The organism is Nonlabens sp. (genome assembly GCF_039941875.1).
Classification (GTDB): domain Bacteria; phylum Bacteroidota; class Bacteroidia; order Flavobacteriales; family Flavobacteriaceae; genus Nonlabens.
The window spans coordinates 155,489-174,077 of sequence record NZ_JBDVDQ010000009.1 but is presented as its reverse complement, the minus strand read 5'-3'; the positions used below and the strand labels follow the sequence as shown (position 1 = coordinate 174,077).

Annotated in this window: 16 protein-coding genes; 6 read left to right on the top strand and 10 right to left on the bottom strand. The window is 36.0% G+C overall.

Translation table 11 applies throughout. The features are described from left to right. Positions 1–5: 5 nt before the first annotated feature. Positions 6–2,846 carry a glycosyl hydrolase gene (locus ABJF08_RS06050; RefSeq protein ID WP_348115183.1) on the bottom strand — a complete coding sequence of 947 codons (2,841 nt, stop codon included), beginning with the start codon at positions 2,844–2,846 and terminating at the stop codon, positions 6–8. A 168-nt stretch (positions 2,847–3,014) separates the two neighbouring features. Between ABJF08_RS06050 and ABJF08_RS06045 the strand changes: the two genes are divergently transcribed. The 3 genes from ABJF08_RS06045 (at position 3,015) to ABJF08_RS06035 (ending at position 6,341) form a co-directional block, all read left to right on the top strand. Further along, positions 3,015–3,809: a DUF6503 family protein gene (locus tag ABJF08_RS06045; protein ID WP_348115182.1), complete on the top strand. Its 795-nt coding sequence runs from the start codon at positions 3,015–3,017 to the stop codon at positions 3,807–3,809. A gap of 371 nt (positions 3,810–4,180) precedes the next feature. Then, positions 4,181–5,473, top strand: coding sequence for an aminopeptidase P family protein (locus ABJF08_RS06040; RefSeq protein WP_104514367.1), 1,293 nt, complete (start codon positions 4,181–4,183; stop codon positions 5,471–5,473). A gap of 91 nt (positions 5,474–5,564) precedes the next feature. After that, entirely contained in the window at positions 5,565–6,341 is a 777-nt protein-coding gene (locus ABJF08_RS06035) for a nitrilase family protein (RefSeq protein WP_348115181.1), read from the top strand. Here ABJF08_RS06035 and ABJF08_RS06030 read toward each other — a convergent pair. Further along, positions 6,328–7,929 carry an Ig-like domain-containing protein gene (locus ABJF08_RS06030; protein ID WP_348115180.1) on the bottom strand — a complete coding sequence of 534 codons (1,602 nt, stop codon included), beginning with the start codon at positions 7,927–7,929 and terminating at the stop codon, positions 6,328–6,330. The genes ABJF08_RS06035 and ABJF08_RS06030 overlap by 14 nt on opposite strands. 72 nt (positions 7,930–8,001) lie before the next feature. Here ABJF08_RS06030 and ABJF08_RS06025 point away from each other — a divergent pair, with 72 nt between their 5' ends. Next, positions 8,002–8,355 carry a hypothetical protein gene (locus ABJF08_RS06025; RefSeq protein WP_348115179.1) on the top strand — a complete coding sequence of 118 codons (354 nt, stop codon included), beginning with the start codon at positions 8,002–8,004 and terminating at the stop codon, positions 8,353–8,355. Between the two features lie 62 nt (positions 8,356–8,417). On the opposite strand, the gene clpX is transcribed toward ABJF08_RS06025, so the two are convergent. From clpX to ABJF08_RS05985, 8 genes are all read right to left on the bottom strand, one after another. Then, the gene (clpX, locus tag ABJF08_RS06020; RefSeq protein ID WP_348115177.1) at positions 8,418–9,653 is read right to left on the bottom strand and encodes an ATP-dependent Clp protease ATP-binding subunit ClpX; all 1,236 of its coding nucleotides are present in this window, start codon (positions 9,651–9,653) and stop codon (positions 8,418–8,420) included. Between the two features lie 160 nt (positions 9,654–9,813). Continuing rightward, positions 9,814–10,488 carry an ATP-dependent Clp protease proteolytic subunit gene (locus ABJF08_RS06015; protein ID WP_348115176.1) on the bottom strand — a complete coding sequence of 225 codons (675 nt, stop codon included), beginning with the start codon at positions 10,486–10,488 and terminating at the stop codon, positions 9,814–9,816. Between the two features lie 92 nt (positions 10,489–10,580). Next, complete coding sequence (gene tig, locus ABJF08_RS06010) at positions 10,581–11,909, bottom strand: trigger factor (protein ID WP_348115175.1); 1,329 nt, start codon at positions 11,907–11,909, stop codon at positions 10,581–10,583. A gap of 109 nt (positions 11,910–12,018) precedes the next feature. Next, positions 12,019–12,366 (bottom strand): phage holin family protein, encoded by a 348-nt coding sequence (locus ABJF08_RS06005; RefSeq protein ID WP_348115174.1) that lies wholly within the window; start codon positions 12,364–12,366, stop codon positions 12,019–12,021. A gap of 83 nt (positions 12,367–12,449) precedes the next feature. Beyond that, positions 12,450–14,093: an SGNH/GDSL hydrolase family protein gene (locus tag ABJF08_RS06000; protein WP_348115173.1), complete on the bottom strand. Its 1,644-nt coding sequence runs from the start codon at positions 14,091–14,093 to the stop codon at positions 12,450–12,452. 12 nt (positions 14,094–14,105) lie between these two features. Further along, the gene (locus tag ABJF08_RS05995) at positions 14,106–15,374 is read right to left on the bottom strand and encodes an outer membrane protein transport protein (protein WP_348115172.1); all 1,269 of its coding nucleotides are present in this window, start codon (positions 15,372–15,374) and stop codon (positions 14,106–14,108) included. A gap of 103 nt (positions 15,375–15,477) precedes the next feature. After that, positions 15,478–16,239, bottom strand: a complete 762-nt coding sequence (locus tag ABJF08_RS05990) for an alpha/beta fold hydrolase (protein ID WP_348115171.1) — start codon at positions 16,237–16,239, stop codon at positions 15,478–15,480. Then, entirely contained in the window at positions 16,239–16,952 is a 714-nt protein-coding gene (locus ABJF08_RS05985; protein WP_348115170.1) for a pyridoxine 5'-phosphate synthase, read from the bottom strand. Before ABJF08_RS05985 ends, ABJF08_RS05990 begins: the two co-directional genes overlap by 1 nt. An 86-nt stretch (positions 16,953–17,038) precedes the next feature. Here ABJF08_RS05985 and ABJF08_RS05980 point away from each other — a divergent pair, with 86 nt between their 5' ends. Next, positions 17,039–17,695 carry a CBS domain-containing protein gene (locus ABJF08_RS05980; protein WP_348115169.1) on the top strand — a complete coding sequence of 219 codons (657 nt, stop codon included), beginning with the start codon at positions 17,039–17,041 and terminating at the stop codon, positions 17,693–17,695. Beyond that, the gene (locus ABJF08_RS05975) at positions 17,696–18,571 is read left to right on the top strand and encodes an NAD kinase (protein WP_348115168.1); all 876 of its coding nucleotides are present in this window, start codon (positions 17,696–17,698) and stop codon (positions 18,569–18,571) included. It abuts the gene before it with no gap. Positions 18,572–18,589 lie beyond the last annotated feature (18 nt).

The window sequence follows — 18,589 nt, the reverse complement described above, 5'->3', positions numbered from 1 at the left end:
ATACTTTACTCCACTACTAACTCCTGACTAGCACTTCCACCGTTACCAGATAATTGAACCGTATAAGTTCCTTTAGGCAGGTAGTACTTTCCGTTTTGTGCTTTTACTGGTCTGTTTTCTTTGTCAAATCTTTTCAAAGCATATTCTCCTACAGTACCATTATAAGTGTAAAAGTTAAGACCATTTGTACTCATACTAGCATTTTCATAAATGGTTTTTCCATCTTTGTTGAGTACTTCTATTTTTACTTTTCCAGCCATAGGAGTGTAGTAAGAAAGTTTTATAGCAGGTTCTGGTCCTTTGCTCCACATAAATCCTTGTGATCCATATCTAGACGAGGCTCTGATTTTATCAATTTTCGCGAAAGCGAAACTATCATTATCCATCAATGCAAGGGCATCTAGATTTGCAGTATAAATAGAACGACCGTGCGTACCGATCAATAGATCATTTGCAACTGGTTGTATTTTCATATCGTGAACGGCAACTGGCGGCATACCGTTATTTAGAATATCCCAATTTGCTCCACGATCTGTACTGATGTAACTACCGTTATCTGTTCCTACAAAGAGAGTGTTCTTACTTTTAGGGTGCTCAATAATCACGTTTACAGGAGAGGTAGGAATGTTGTTGCCTATGTTTTTCCAGGTAGTTCCATAATCATCACTCATGAAAACGTAGGTAGTGAAATCATCAAATCGATAACCGTTTAAGGTAACATAAACACGTTCTTTTTTGTGTTGAGAAGCAACTACACGGCTTACCCATAGGTTTGCCGGCCAGTTACCTTTTATGCTTTTCCAGGTTGCACCGCTATCTTGAGTAAGTTGCACTAAACCGTCATCTGAGCCTGTATAGATTAATCCAAACTCAAATGGAGATTCACTAATAGTCGTTAACGTTCCATAAGCTACGTTTCCTTTTTTACCACCTTGAGTAAGGTCTGGTGAGATAGCGGTCCAGTCTGTACCGTTGTTCATAGAACGGTGTAATTTATTGCTACCTAAATAAAGAATGTCTTGGTTATGTGAACTCAATAAAATAGGAGTTTGCCAGTTGAAACGGTATGGAGATTCTCCTAATTCATGTTTAGGTTGTATGTACGTGCGCTCTCTAGAATCGCGATTTATTCTATAATAGTTACCAAACTGGTATCCCGTATAAACGATGTCACTATTTCTCGCGTCTATTTGAACTTGCATACCGTCGCCACCCATAATGGTTTCCCATGGGTAGTGACCTCTTTGATGCCATGCTCTGTTTTCTCTTGCGTTGTGCGCACCTACCCAAACGCCATTATCTTGTAAACCACCATAAATATTATAAGGTTTTTCTGTGTCGTAATTAATAGAATAGAACTGACCGACACTAGGAGAATTGTTTTTAATCCACGTCTCACCATCATCATAAGAGATGTTAAGCCCACCATCGTTACCATTGATAATATGACCACGTTTGTTAGGGTTTATCCATAAAGCATGATGGTCTGCATGTACGTTTTCTCTTGAAATGTTGATCCAGTTCTTACCGCCATCTACAGATTTAATGATCGGCACGCCCATAACGTAAAGGTGATTTACATCGCTAGGATCTACACGTACTTGTGCAAAATAGTATCCATAGCTATAAAAAACACCATCTATCTGTCCTTCATGAGTTTTGTTCCATGTTTTACCACCATCGTTAGAACGATACAATTCTGCTCCTTTTACCGGTGTGTCAAAAAGCTGTGTATTTGCCGTTTCTAGATATTTTGCGACATCCATAGGAGTAGCATCTCCTGCGCGTACCATGTTTTTTAGATTTTGAGCGCGGTATTTTTCTTGAAAACCGTTTTGTTTTAAAAAGGTATTTAGTTTTTTATCGTCTAGTTTTAAGAAACCTTCTTTAGACATCGATTTAAAGTCGTCTTTAGAAAGTTGATTACTAGTCGTTTTTTTAGAATCTTTTTTTTCTGCTGGTCTTCTAAATTGGGAATCATGAATAGCATATACAGTGTCCTCATCATATACGGCTAGTCCTATGCGGCCTGTTCCACTTCCTACAGGAAAGCCACTTGCTTCTGTAGTGATTTTAATCCAGCTCTGTCCAGCATCGGTACTTTTATAAATGGCACTTGCTGTTCCATTTCCATCAAAATTCCATGCTTTGCGATTTTTCTCCCAGCTAGCAGCATACATGATATTAAAATTATCTGGTGCTGTGGCTAGATCTATAAAACCTGCAGTACTGGTGGCAAAGAGAGTTTTATCCCAAGTTGTACCACCATCTTGAGTAGTATAAATACCATGGTTATCGCTTACAGAATATAAAGGTCCTGTTACGGCAACGACTACGTGGTCTGTGTTTTTAGGATCGATTAAAATACGTCCTATATGTTGAGAGTCTGTAAGCATGGGTTTACTCCACGTTTTACCCCAGTCGGTAGATTTAAGTAATCCTATACCGGCATAACTACTACGGCTAGAGTTGTTTTCTCCTGTTCCTGCCCATATGGTTTTAGAATCCCAGTCTGCAGCTATATCACCTAGATTAATGGTGCCAGCATTATCCATAATAGGAGTAAAGCTAGTACCGTTATTGTTAGTATACCATAAACCACCACTAGCATATGCGACTAGCATTTCTGTTGGGTCTGCTGGGTTAATGTCTATATCTACTACACGACCAGACATTACTGTAGGTCCTATGTTTTTAAATTCTAGATTTTTGAAAGGAGAAGATTCTGATAATTGCTCTTTTTTATCTAGACTACTTTGCACATCTGTACCGCTTGTGGCAACTGGATTTTGAGCAAAAGTGAAGATGGAAGAACTGATAAATAGAAAAGACAAAAGCTTTTTCATGAAGTATTTTTTAAGTGGCGTTTAAAGATAAGGACTTTGAACTATAGTTTTAATCCTCATGTTTCTATACAGCAAGAATATAATATTTTTCTATAGGGTGGTTTTCTTCTAACTTAATTTTATAATATCCCTAACATAATCGTGATACTCTTTATTTATTTTCAGCACATGAAAAAAATAATACTAGCCTTATTTGTAGCGACATTGTTGGTGTCTTGCAAGACTGAAGAAAAGAAAGAAGTTTCTGTAGAAAAAGAAACCGTTGTAGAAAAAACTATGGTAGACCTATCTAGATATCCTCAGGGATTAAAAGATGTACTTGCCGCTCATGGTGGACTTCAAAAATGGTCTGAAATGAGAAGTCTTACTTATTCTCTAGATGAAACAGAAACTATTGCAGACGTGCAGACTAGAGATATAGTTGTAAAATCACCTACTCATACCATAGGTTCTCTAGATGGGAAAGTATGGATCGCACAGGATAGCGCTTATTTTCCAGAAGCTAGAGCAAAATTCTACCATAATTTAATGTTCTATTTTTACTCTATGCCTTTCTTACTTGCAGATAATGGTATCGTGTATGAAGAAGTAGCGCCATTAGAATTCGACGGAGTTACTTATCCTGGTATTAAGGTAGGATTTGAAGCTGCAGTAGGAGATTCTCCTGATGATAATTACCTCATGTATTACCACCCAGAAACTAAAAAGATGACATGGTTAGCTTACACAGTTACTGCTGGAAATAGAGGAAAGTCAGATAAATTTAACTTTGTCCACTATAATGAGTGGAATGAGGTAAATGGTTTATTGTTACCTACACAACTTACCTGGTATAAAGTAGAAGATAATAAACCTACAGTACCAGCTGGTAAAGTAAGAGAATTTAAGAGTATAGATATAGACGGCGGTAATATGGATACAGCAACATTTGCAAAACCTGAAAATGGTGTTTATGTAGACTAGTTAAAGTCATAAAATATTTTAAAGTCCTGTTTCTTAGTCTAAGAAACAGGACTTTTTTTATTGCTAGCTTTTCTATAAATTTAGAAGACTAATCAAAATCATAATTATTATGGAAGTTGCCAGGTATTTTATCATCGGTGTTACCCTTGTAATTGTACTGCTTTTAGTAGTTACTTTTATTAAAAATCGTAAAAAGAAACGTTCCTAATTGCTCTTGTTATTATTTAAAAAGGATGGGAGATCTTGGTGTTAATGAATTCTAGTTTTCTTTGCCGTCTATAGAGCTATTCTTACCTTGCGGTAGGTTGTAGTTCCGCTTTCGCGAAAGCGGTATAAAAACCATTATCATAACTCAATTATAGATTTTACATATGAAATATCATCCTATAAATCCGGCTCTTTTTATTAAAAACCGTAAGAACTTCATGGCCAAAATGAAGCCGTCTAGTCTAGCTGTTTTTAATTCTAACGATGTTTTTACAACAGGAGCTGATAGTACGCTGCCATTTAAACAACACCGCGATATATTTTATCTAAGTGGTGCAGACCAGGAGAATACTATTTTAGTTCTTTTTCCAGATAGTCCAGATCCAGCGCATAAAGAAGTACTTTTTGTTACAGAAACTAATGCGCACATCGCTGTATGGGAAGGTGAAAAACTGACTAAAGAAAAAGCAACGGAAGTAACAGGTATAAAAACTGTGTACTGGTTAAGTGATTTTGATAAGAAGTTTTTTGAAATGATGACGCAATGCGATACCATCTATTTCAATACTAATGAGCATTACCGCCAGTCTGTAGAACTAGAAAGTCGTGAAGATCGATTTATTAAAAAAACCAAAGCTCAATATCCAGCGCACAATTATGCAAAGTCGGCACCGATTATGCAACGTTTAAGAGCGGTTAAGGATCAAATCGAGATAGATTTGATTCAGAAGGCTTGTGATATTACTAATGCAGGTTTCCGTCGTGTATTAGATTTTGTGAAGCCTGGTGTGATGGAATATGAAGTAGAGGCAGAGTTTTTACATGAATTTATAAGAAGCCGTAGTGATGGTTTTGCTTATACACCTATCATTGCGAGTGGTAATAATGCAAATGTGTTGCACTATATAGAGAACAATCAAGAATGCAAGAGTGGTGATTTAATTCTTATCGATGCTGGTGCACAGTATGCTAATTATGCAAGTGATATGTCTAGAACTATACCAGTAAATGGTCGTTTTACAGATAGACAAAAACAAGTGTATAACGCGGTGCTAAGAGTAAAGAATGAGGCGACTAAAATGCTTGTGCCAGGTACTTTATGGAAAGAATACCATGTAGAGGTAGGTAAGATAATGACCAAGGAACTTCTAGAACTAGGTCTTATCGATAAGGCAGACGTTGCAAATGAAGATCCTAACTGGCCAGCGTATAAAAAATACTTTATGCACGGTACGTCACACCACATGGGGCTAGATACTCATGATTATGGTATTTTATGGGAGCCTATGCAAGCAGGAAATGTATTTACAGTTGAGCCTGGTATTTATATTCCAGAAGAAGGATTTGGTATACGACTAGAGGATGATGTGGTTATCAATAATAGTGGTGCGCCATTTAACCTTATGAGAGATATTCCTATAGAAGCAGAAGAAATAGAAGATATTATGAATGCTTAATTTTATAGTATTTACATTTTTCGTCTAAAATATATATTATAGGCAGTTCTTTAAATAGTGCTGCCTATTTTTTTTAATTTAAAACAGAATCATGAAAAAGGATATTTTAAAGACATCGATTATCCAGACTTCTCTGGTGTGGGAAAATCCGAGACAAAACTTGAATAATTTTTCTAAGAAGATGGAGTTGCTCAATGGAAAAACAGATCTAGTCGTACTTCCTGAGATGTTTACCACAGGTTTTTCTATGAAGCCCGATGGTCTTGCTTGTGACTCTGGCATTATCGATTATTTAAAAGACCATGCGATAAGAGGTGGTTTTGCTATTTATGGAAGTGTCATGTTTCAATTAGGTGATACATTTGTAAACCGAGGTATTTTTATGCGTCCTGATGGATCTTCTACCATTTATGATAAAAGACACACGTTCACACTTGCTGGTGAGCATGAGGTGTACGAGAATGGTGGGGAAACCGTAGTGGCGGAATATCTAGGCTGGAGATTTAATTTACAAATCTGTTACGACTTGCGGTTTCCTGTTTTTGCTAGAAATACAAGTAATTATGACGTGTTGTTATATGTTGCTAACTGGCCCGTACCTAGAATAAATGCTTGGGATGCTTTATTAAAAGCTCGTGCCATTGAAAATATGAGTTATTGCATAGGTGTTAACAGAGTAGGAAAAGATGGTACTGGAATGGATTATAATGGCCATTCTCAAATTTATGATGTCTTAGGGAATGAATTGCTTGATCAACCTTGGGAAGAAGAAGGAATACAAACTATTGAGATTCATAAGTCTGAAATTAAGAAATACCGTTCTAAATTGCGGTTTCTAGAAGATCGTGATCTTTTTACTTTAAATTAAGGTTGTAAACTCTGTCCCAATTAGGTTTTAATTCTACTACTTCAGGATGGTAAACCACCTTTTCAGGTTGTATACCTTTTAAGAAATTACCTGCGTCATATTTGCCATTTTTGTTAGTGTCATAAACGACTCTTATATAGTAATTTCCAGGGTTGAGGTAGAAGAAGTTATAAGTACCATTTTTATCCACAGACTTTTCTAGCTCTATGGTCAGGTCCTTTTTAGTAATTTGAATAAGGATAGGGAAATCTCTTGTGTTATTTATGGTAACGCTTATGTTACCTAGAGATGTTGATTTTACTGTGTTGAAATTATAGCTTAATGTATCTGCGTTTTTCTCACCATAAAAATCTGTTACAGCACCTGGTAGAAGGGTTAGATTATATTTTTGAGACTCTTTTCTTTCAAAATCTACGATAGCATTATTTTTAAGACTGTCTAATCTCGTAGTAAAAGATATTTGTAAACTGTCTTTATCAATAAGTTTCATGAAATTAGTATCCACCTTTTCTATAGGAGTAGATGCTGAAAAAGTAAATGGTTTATTTAGTGAGAAATCATTCCCTTTCTTTATGCTCAAGGTATCTTTTGCAAGCTCTTTTAAACGTACTTTAAATTCTTCTTCTTGATTAGAAACTGTTGTGTTGATCATAACAGAATCTTGCTTAATAACTGGTTGATACCAATACTGTAACGTGTCTTTCTTCTCTAATTGCGTTAAGCGACTTTTGGTAATTAGTGATTTATCAGTTGGTTCTATTTTTAAATCGTCTACGTTACCTGTGTAACCTACATAAAGTCTAGATTGAGCTTGTTGTGTAATTTTTTTAATGCTAGGATCTAGTTCTTGCTGGTACATGTTAAGTTCATAAACTTCGTCGCTTGGAATGGTTATATGTTCTGTGATAAAACCTATTTTATCTCTTGTTACATCAAAGCGTAAATCGTAATTTTCTTCTTTGAGTGCTACCATTTTATAAGCACCTTCTTTAAGGTTTTCCATAGTAAAGGTAGTCAGACTGTCTAGGGTGTTTAATACATATCGAGGTTGTTCTTTATACACGACACTATCTGTATATTCTTCATTTACTTCATATAGTAAAACGTTTACAAATTCTTCTGCCTCATAATTTAGGGCGTCAGTTATTTTACCTTTTAAGGTCAAGGAGTCTATCACAGTCCCAGTACTGAAAACGTATTTAAAAAATGGGTATGGATTCCCTTCATTGTTGTCTACTATACTTTGTCCAAAATTAAAAACATAAGTAGTATTATCCTTTAAAGTGTCGGTAATCTCTATGGTTATTTTTCTTGATGGAGTTCCCTGTGGTGTAATAGTAGGACGCGTTTCTAAAGGCGGTGATATAACCAGTTGTTTTTGTAAATCATTAAGTTTCACAAATTCGTCAAATTCTATCTCAATAAAGCGACTCTTGAAATTACGAGTATAATTATCTGGATACATGCGTAATATTACTGGCGGCTTTTCATCCACTGGACCACCTGTAGGTGAGCCTTTTTTTGCACATTGAACTAATGTGATGGCTATTAATAGAACTGCGAGTATATTTAAAAGATGTTTTTTCACTGGTATATTTAACGTGTGCAATTTAAGATGATTGTTTTAAATTAGGTCTATTAAGTTTTAATTTTGCTATTTATGAAGTTTTCCACTCTTTTTGTCCTCGCTTTTACCTTCTTGAGTTTGTGGAGATGCGCTAGCGATGTGAATGATGTTGAGGTAAATGGAGTAGTGCTAGATGGTAAAACAGATGTTCCTGTGGTGGATGCTACTATCTATATGGAATGCTGGTACTATGGTAATAGTGCAGATGAAAGCTATAAAGGTAGTGTGATTAAATCTGTTAAAACAAATAAAGATGGAATTTATAAATTAACCTTTACTAAAGGTGCTTTTCTGAGTTTTACTATTCATGCAGAAGGATATAAAGATCAAGATTTTGGTGAATACATAAATAATGAAGAAATTGATTTAATTACTAAACTAAAATAAAAAAATCCCTTTGTATCAAATGACAAAGGGATTTCATATAATAAATAAATAAATGAAGCAGTTTAACTCACTGCTTTTAATTTTTGAATAGCACTTTTGTCTAGCTTAGATGCAGCATATTCCTTAGTAACTACTAACTCTTTAATATCTCCACCTGGCAAGTCAAACATTGCGTCTGTAAGTATAGCTTCACATAAAGAACGTAGTCCACGAGCTCCTAGCTTGTACTCAATAGCTTTTTCTACTATATAAGTAAGCGCATCGTCGGTGATCGTAAAGTCAATGTCATCCATGTCAAACAATTTTTTGTATTGTTTTACAATGGCATTTTTAGGTTCTGTAAGTATAGCTCTTAACGTATTTCCGTCTAACGGATTCATGTATGTCAATACAGGTAAACGACCTATGATTTCTGGAATCATACCAAAATCTTTAATGTCTTTAGGTATAATATACTGTAAAAGATTGTCTTTCTCTACCACACCATCGTTAGACATACTCGCGCTGAAACCTACAGCTTGCATGTTTAATCGCTTACGTATTACTTTTTCAATACCGTCAAAGGCACCACCGGCGATAAATAAGATGTTCTCTGTGTTTACCTCGATAAATTTTTGATCTGGATGCTTACGACCACCTTTAGGCGGTACATTTACAACCGTTCCTTCTAGTAATTTAAGAAGTCCTTGTTGCACACCTTCTCCAGATACATCTCTAGTAATAGATGGATTATCACTCTTGCGAGCAATTTTATCTACCTCGTCTATAAAAACGATTCCAGTCTGTGCTTTTTCTAGGTTATAGTCTGCTGCCTGTAATAATCTAGTTAAAATGCTTTCTACATCTTCTCCTACATATCCAGCCTCAGTAAGTACGGTAGCATCTACTATAGCAAGAGGTACGTTCAACATTTTTGCAATAGTTTTTGCAATAAGTGTTTTACCAGTTCCTGTTTGCCCTACCATCATGATGTTAGATTTTTGTATCTCTACATCATCATCGGTGTTTTTTTGTAATAATCTTTTATAGTGGTTATAAACCGCTACAGACATTACTTTTTTAGTGAACTCTTGCCCTATGATGTATTCATCAAGAAAAGCTTTTATGGCTTTAGGTTTTTTAAGTTCTAATTCTGCGCTAGAAACTCCAGGTTTATCAACTGTAGTATCTTCTAGAACTATTCCATGAGCCTGCTCTATACAGCGGTCACAAATATGTGCGTCCAGTCCTGCGATAAGCAAATTAGTTTCTGCTTTATTGCGTCCACAAAAGCTACATTCTAGTTGTTCTTTACTCATATTTCTGTTTTTGACACGATAGTTTGTGTCTTTTTAGATAGGAGTCGTTTTTCTATAAAGTTAGAAATGCGATTCTTAATTTTAATATAGGCAGTTTAAATGTTGTGGGTTCCGCTTTCGCGAAAGCGGAATAATCACAATTATATTGCAATAGACGTTCTTAGTCTCTTCTTAATACTTCATCGATCATACCGTATTCCTTAGCCTCATCAGCTTTCATCCAGTAATCACGGTCAGAGTCTGCATAGACCTTATCATAAGTCTGTCCAGAATGCTTTGCTATGATGGTATATAATTCTTCTCTAAGTTTTACAACCTCACGTGCCGTTATCTCTATATCACTAGCCTGACCTTGCGCTCCACTAGAAACCTGGTGTATCATTACACGACTGTGTGGTAGAGCACTACGTTTACCCTTCTGACCAGCGCATAATAAAACAGCTCCCATACTTGCAGCCATACCGGTACAGATAGTGGATACGTCTGGTTTTATAAACTGCATCGTGTCATATATACCTAGTCCTGCATAAACACTACCGCCTGGTGAGTTAATGTAGATCTGTATGTCTTTCTTTGCGTCTGCACTTTCTAAGAAAAGCAGTTGCGCCTGTATAATGTTTGCTACATGATCGCTTACTCCTTGACCCATGAAGATAATTCTATCAGCCATTAAACGAGAAAATACATCCATCGGTTGAACGTTCATACGACGTTCTTCTAGAATGTATGGAGTCATATTTGTAGGAGTTACTGCTCCTACCATCTTGTCGTAATACATAGGATTTACTCCTTGATCTTTTACGGCAAATTTTTCAAATTCTTTAGATATATCCATGTGGTAATGATACTATATGAGTGATAAAAAAGGCGTTAACTAATTGATAAAATAGTCAACGCCTAAAGATATGAATTATTGACAGGAATAAATTACGCTTGGTAAGCTTCTTTGATGAAGTCTTCGTAAGTCATTTCTTTCTTTTTCAATTTTGCGTTTGCTTTAAAGAAATCTAGCATTTTCTCATTTTGAAGTTGCTCGCTCATGCGTTTTACTTCTTCTTGATTGCTCATGATACGTGCTACTACACCGTCTACTTCTTCATCTGTCGCACCAGTATGACCATATTGTGCCATCTGTAAGCGTATCATTTTGCGAGAATATTCTTGTAGATCTTCAAACTTTAATTGTAACTCTTCATTGTTTTGAACAATGTTAGATTCAATAAGCTGGTATCTCAATCCTTTTTCAGAACGCTCGTACTCTGCTGCAGCTTCTTCTTCTGTTAATTGATTCTCGCCGTTACTTGCGATCCATCTTTTAAGGAAGTCTGCTGGAAGATCAAATTTTGTGTTCTCAATAAGTGATTCCGTAACGTCAGTTAATAATTTCTGATCCGTTTGTTGAGCAAATTGCTTCCCAGCGTCTTCACGTAGTTTTTCAACTAGTTCTTCTTCACTCTTGATAACATCTTTTCCGAAAAGCTTATCAAAGAATTCTTGATTTAAGTCTGCTTTTTCACGCTCGTTAACTTCAGTGATTTCAAAAGATACAGGTATTTCAAGTCCTTTTGCTTTTTCTTGATCTATTTTAAGGTAGCTTATTAAATCATGATCTTCATTAAAAAGACTTTTAGTTTTAAGCTCTAAAGTATCGCCTACTTTTGCACCTACAAATTTCTTAAGGTTTGTCTTTCCTTTGATTTTTGATGTAGAAAAAGTAGCGTCAGAATTGATCTCTTCGTCATCGTTTCTGAAAACTCCAGTTACTTCATTTCCTTCTTCAACTTCTTTCTTTGCAATTAACTTACCATATTGCTCACGTATGCGGTCTATCTGGTCGTTAATTGTTTTGTCATCAGTTTTGATTTCGTATTGTGTAATGGCTTTTTTACCTTTTACATCTACTTCAAATTCTGGTGCTAGACCTACTTCAAATTCAAAAGTAAAATTGTCTTGATCCCAGTCAATGTCTTCTTGAGCCTTAGGAAGTGGGTTTCCTAAAAGGTTCATTTTTTCACTAGTGATGAATTTATTAAGTTGAGATTGAGTCAGTTTATTGATCTCTTCTACTAATACGGGAATGCGGTACTTCTTATTGATTAAGCTAGCTGGAACATGTCCTTTTCTAAAACCAGGTATGTTTGCTGTCTTACGGTGAGTTGCAAGTACATTATCTACTTGGTGGTGATAATCTGCCTTTTCAATTTCTATGGTAATTGTCGCATTTAATGCGTCTGTGTCCGTACGTTTTATATTCATTTAAAGACTTTTTTATGCTGTTAAAATTGGGCTGCAAAATTAAGCTTTATTTACTAGTTATCAAAGTGTTTGTCTTATTGCTATTGACCTACGTGGTGGTTAGGTGTTCTTAGTTATCTTCTTTGTCTAATAGTTTAAAGAGAAAAGATCGTGCTGCTGCGAGTAATAGTGAAAATATAAATGCCCAAAATACACTTGTTACCGTAAAACCGCCTACAAACCAGTCTGCAAGATAGATAATGATGACGTTTATAAATAATAGAAATATTCCTAAGGTGACTATGGTTATGGGTAATGTTAATATGACAAGTATGGGTTTTACTATAAAATTTAATATAGATAGGGTTAGAGCTACTAGAATGGCGCTTACATAATTAGTAATGCCTATACCTGGTAATAGTTCAGCAAGCCCCATAACTAGAGCTGCTGTAATAAGTAATTTTATAATGAATCTCATAATATTGAATTTGTGTAAAAATAAAAAATCTGCTGAAGAACGAGTCTTAAGCAGATTGATATAGAAAAGATATGTTCTATTTATTAAAAAGAATCACTTACTTGAACAGAGTCGTAAGCACCTATGTCTACCTTAGGTAAGGTAGAACTGTATTGTGCGTTTATAGCGTCTATAATAGTGTTAGCAGTTAATGCATAACCTCTAGGTGTAGGGTGAACAGCATCTAGTGAAAAAGCACCACCTGAAGCGTATGTAGAAGTTAAAACACCGCCATTATAAGAAACTCCGGTAGTTGCTACAGCAGATAGCGCTGTACGCACGTCTACATAAGCAAGACCGTTTGCTGTAGCAAGCGCTTCTATAGTTGCGTTATATGCAGTTTGTGCAGTAGTTACTGCATCTTGCTCATCATCATCTAGTACAAATTCATCACCTAATGGGAAGGTGATACCATTTGCCGTTAGGGCACCAGCTAATTCTACTGGTACTCCAGCACCTGTTAATGTCCCAAATAGTTGTTGATTGTTTCCGCCAAGTAATGACGCCGCTGTAAAAGTTATTAAGTCACTTGGTGTCGCTTGACGTATTTGACCGAATTGAGGTGCCAAAATTTGTGCTAATCCAGTAGCTTGAGCAGTATCAAGTGTTAAATTAAAAGAAGCAGCAATACCTTGAACTAAAGGAACTAAAGCGCTTACAAAACTTGGGTTTTGTGATAAATCAGCTAAGTCATTGTCTCTAACGACAAGTCCACTAGCCGCGGTAGTAGAAAAAGAAATTTGACGTTCTGGTTGACCGAACGCTACAAATATTTGATTTAGTCCACCGTAAACCTGATTAAGTAAAGGTATTTGTGGTCCAAAAGATGGGTCGAGTGGGCTAAGAGCTTGTGATGGTACCGTTGTAAAGAAAGGAATAGAAGTAACATCTGGGATATTAACTAGAGCTCCTTTTGCACCGTTTGCAGTAAGTCCAGCGACTAGTTGTTGGTACACTCCAGCAAATACATTATTGTTAGTTATGCTATTATCTCCTTGAGCAGCTGGGTCTATATTGTTTAATTCGTTATTATCAACGCCTGAACCACCGCTAGTGGCATATCCTAATATGTCATTATTACCTATCCATAAAGTAAAGAACGTTCCATTTGCAGCAACAGCGTCTTCTATTACTGTAGAAGATTCTGAACTAGAGAAACGAGCATAATATGGATTTGCAGTTCCTGCAGCAACTCCAGCTAAAGATCCATAACCTGGAGCGGCAAGATGAAATACTCTTGCGCCTGGTACACCAAAGTTGTTTAATGGACCTGTTACTTTGTTAGTTATATCCGTTGTTGGTGTTGCGTCTAGAACAACTGGTCCAGCAGGAGTTCCATTACCATCAGATGCTAGTACAAAACGATTAGGTAGTATTTGTACTCCACCGGCAAGTAGTCCTCCAGCGTTATCATTAACTAATGGTTGATTAAATTCACCACCACCAGCAAACTGCATTTGACCTGCAATAATGTTTGGGTAAGAATTTAATTGTCCATTTAGGTACAATGCGTTATCAGCAAATCCTGCCGTTAAAGAGTTACCTACAGTTACAAATTTAGAGAAGTCTGCTTCTCCAGATGTGTAGACTCCACCATCTTCGATAGCGTTGTCAAATTCGTCATCACAGCCTATTACTGCAGCACCTGCAAGAAAAAGAGCAATGAATTTTATATTTAAGTTTTTCATTATTTTATTTTTTTACATGCTATAAGTTATACCTAAACCACCGATAAATGCTGATGATTTGTAGGTTCCTGCAAATGGAGCGGTAGTAGTTGCGCCAGTGTCAGAAAAGAAATCATAAGATTCATTAATTTCTTTAAATTGAACAAATAGGAATGAAGTGTCAATAGATAACTTTGAATTTACTTTGTAAGAAAGTCCAAAAGTGTAATTATTAGAATCGTTACGTGGTGTCTCTGGTGCAAAGAACCCAGATTGTACAGGAGACTCATCAAAGTAATAACCTCCTCTTACGGTTAGTTTTTCAGTAAACTCATATTGAGCACCTAATCTCCATGTAGAAGCATCTTTATAGTTTCTTGGGTTAATAGAAGTCACACCATTACTAAATTCTAAATCTAGACTGTTGTATTCACTCCATAGAGTTCTATTGTAATCAAAAGCTAGAAGTAATTTGTCCCATTTATAAGACATACCTATAGTAAGCTCTGCAGGTAAAGGAAGGGTTGCATCGAAACCAGTCGTTGCGCTTCCATTTTCATCAACTGCTACACCTGTTAGGCTTGAGTTAGGGAAGTTTGAGAAAGTAGCAGTACCTTCTGTACTATTAATGTCTATTAAAGAACGGTAGTTGAAACCTAAAGTAAATCTATCGTCTGGAGTAAACATAAGACCAGCAGACCAACCCCAAGCTGTAATACCAGAATCTTCTATTTCTATGTTAGAACGAACACCTTCTTCATCAGTAAGTGTTCTACTTGCGTTTCTATTAAATGTAACCGCTCCTATAGCTAGGATAGGTCCACCACCTATACTTACACTATCAAATAACTGATAAGATAAAGTAGGCTGAATAAAAATAGCACTTAAATCTATTTCATTAACTAGGTGAGATCCTGCCCAGTCAGTAGGCCATGTTACATTACTTCCATAAGGAGTGTAAACACCTAAACCTACAGCAAAATCTTCAGATACTTTGTAAGTAGCATAAAGATAAACAGGTGTGCTAACTTCACTTTCCGTTTCAAATGTGGTTCCAAATTCTTGATTTTGGTACTTTACATCAGAAAATACACCGAAACCACCGGCGCTTATATTTAATTTGTTTTCCAGGTGTACTATTCCAGCTGGATTAAAGAATAAGATGTCTGCATTATTAACGACAGCGACACCAGTATGTCCCATTGCTAGTTGCGTGTTACTTTGTGTGCTAACACGATATCCACCTGCGTATGCAAACGTAGAGATCAAACAAAGTACAACAAAAACTTTCAGTTTGTTCATAATCAAGGGTTTGAGGTATAAGTTAAATTTGTATGTGCCAAATTTAATATTAAATTAATATTACGCAAGCGTTTTCGTTATTATTATGCAAGCATAACAACTGTTATTTTACGAATTCCGTAACATATGTTAAGAATTCTTGCGGTTTCTCTGCATGAAGCCAGTGTCCTGCATTTTCTATTGTTTTTAGTTCCGCTTTCGCGAAAGCGTGCTCTATAAGCATCACATCGCTATCTAATATATATCCTGAGTTGCCACCTCTTATGAAAAGGGTAGGTGTTTTTATAGGTGTCGTGATTGGGTCGTGAATACCTACTTTTTCTTGAGACTCACCTAAAACATCTAGATTAAATCGCCATCCATAACGCCCTTTCTCGACGCGATAAAGACTTTTTAATAAAAACTGGCGTGTACCAAAGTCAGAAATTACTTTTTCTAACATCTCGTCTGCATCATTGCGAGAACTTACCTTATTAAAGTCGATGCTTTTTAGACCGTTGATAATATCACTATGGTGCGGTGGGTAAACTTTAGGAGCGATATCTGCTATTATTAGTTTGTCTAGATAACTCTCATTCTCTGCAGCAAACCTCATAGCTACTTTACCACCCATGCTGTGTCCTAAAAGAATAATGTTTTTAAGTTCGTGTTCATCACAATATTCTTTTATGTCTTGCGCCATTAATGAATAGTTAAACTCATCACTATGCAAACTGCGTCCATGGTTGCGCTGGTCGATAAGGTGTACTTGAAAACCGTCTTCACTCCATTTGCGACCTAGAGTTTTCCAGTTATCTGCCATGCCTAAAAAGCCATGTAGGATTAAAAATGGCTGTCCTTCACCTAAAATTATAGAATGTAACATTATACTAGTCTTGATTTATACATGTTAACCACATTTTCTAATCCTAGATAAAGACTTTCTGAAATTAAAGCATGACCTATGGATACTTCTAATAAATCTGGTATTTGCTCGCTGAAAAACTTTATGTTTTCTAAAGATAAATCATGACCAGCATTTATTCCTATGCCAAGTTCTGTTGCTTTTTTTGCTGCTATTATATAAGGAGCGATAGCTTTATCTCTGTCAGTATCATAATTACTAGCATAATCTTCGGTATATAGCTCAATGCGGTCTACACCGGTTTGTGCAGCGCCTTCTATCATTTCTATGGTAGGGTCTACAAATATGCTGGTGCGTATTCCTTGATCTTTAAAGTGTTTTACAGTTTTAGTCAAGAAGTCTTTATGTTTAATAGTGTCCCATCCAGCATTAGATGTAAGAGCATCTGGTCCATCTGGTACTAGGGTGACTTGTGCAGGTTGTACCTCGTCCACTAGTTTAATGAAACTTTCTATTGGATTTCCTTCTATGTTAAGTTCTGTTTTTACTACCTTTTTAAGATCTCTAGCATCTTGATATCTTATATGACGCTCGTCTGGCCTAGGGTGGATAGTGATTCCTTGCGCACCAAAAGCTTCTAGGTCGATTGCTACTTTTAATAAATTAGGGACGTCGCCACCTCTAGAATTACGTAAAGTTGCTATCTTGTTGACATTTACACTTAAAATTGCCATGTTGTATTTTTATTTCAAAAATACAAAGGATTGCGTCAGACGCATAAGTGTAGAATTGATTAATTTGCGTTAAATTTTTGCACTCTATGGATATTAAGCAATACATAATTAATGATGTAAAGCCTTTGGACATTTCGTCAGACATGAAAAAAGCTCAAGAAATATTCTCGCAGCTTACCTATTCTCATTTACCTATAATGGAAAATGGTATTTATATAGGGTGTCTGTCAGAAAATGATGCGCATTGTTTTGAGTCAGATCAAAAGCTGCAAACGGTTAAATATTCTATGACTGCATTTCATGTAAAAGAAGAAACGCATTGGTTAGATGTTTTAGAGGCGTTTGCACAACATCAGTCTAATATGATGCCTGTCTTAGATGGTAAGAATGGATATTTAGGTTATTATGAGCTCAGAGATATTATGGAGCTGTTTAATGACGCGCCATTTATGTATGAGTCTGGTGCGGTAGTAGTGGTTCAAAAAGGGTCTAATGATTATAGTTTTAGTGAAATTGCACAAATAGTTGAGTCTAATGATTCTAAGATATTCGGTTGTTTTGTAAGTAATTATAACGACCATATGTCGGAGATTACTCTTAAACTGAGTCCTCAAAATTTAAATACCGTTCTACAGACTTTTAGAAGGTATAGTTATGAGATAGTAAGCGCTGCCGAAGAAGATTCTTATCTAGATACCTTAAAAGAACGCTCAGATTATTTGAATAAATACCTAAATATGTAAATGAAAAAAGTTGCTATATATGGTCAGTATCTTCATGATGACACAGTGAAAACGTGTCAGAAGCTTATCGATCTTTTAAAAAGTAAAGATTGTGTTGCGCTAGTGGAGTCTGGATTTCATGAGTTACTTAAAAATCAGGGTGCTGCTTTGGATTTAGCGTCCTTTGATCAATTAGATAAATCCTTTGACCTGCTTATAAGTATGGGTGGAGATGGTACTGTTTTAAGAGCTGTTGCTTATATAGGTAAAGTAGATATTCCGGTAATAGGTGTTAATACAGGTAGATTAGGTTTTCTAGCGACCTTGCATAAAGATCAGTTAGAAGAAGCAGTTGATGCTTTGCATAATGGAGATTATACTTTAAGTAAGCGTAGTTTAATAACGCTGGTTTCCACGCATGAAGAGAACCATCCAGAGCCGCGTAATTTTGCACTTAATGAGGTGACTGTAAGTCGTATGAATACTACTAGCATGATCCAGATAGAAACTAAGTTAAATAAAGAGCTGTTAACGGTTTACTGGGCAGACGGTTTAATAATATCGACACCTACAGGTTCTACAGGCTACAGTTTAAGTTGTGGTGGTCCGGTAATATCTCCAGATACAGATGCGTTTGTGATAACACCTATTGCACCTCATAATTTAAATGCGCGTCCACTAGTTATTCCAGATCATACAGAGATTACTATTAAAGTAAGTGGGCGAGAAGAAGAGTTTCTTGCATCGCTAGATAATCGTATAGCATCCTATCCTAATGAGACACAATTGACCCTTAAAAAAGCAGATTTCACTATAGATCTCATAGAGTTGAAAGGTCAGAGTTTTATCAAGACCATAAGAGAGAAGCTGCTTTGGGGTGAAGATAAACGCAATTAAACAATAAAAAACATCAAT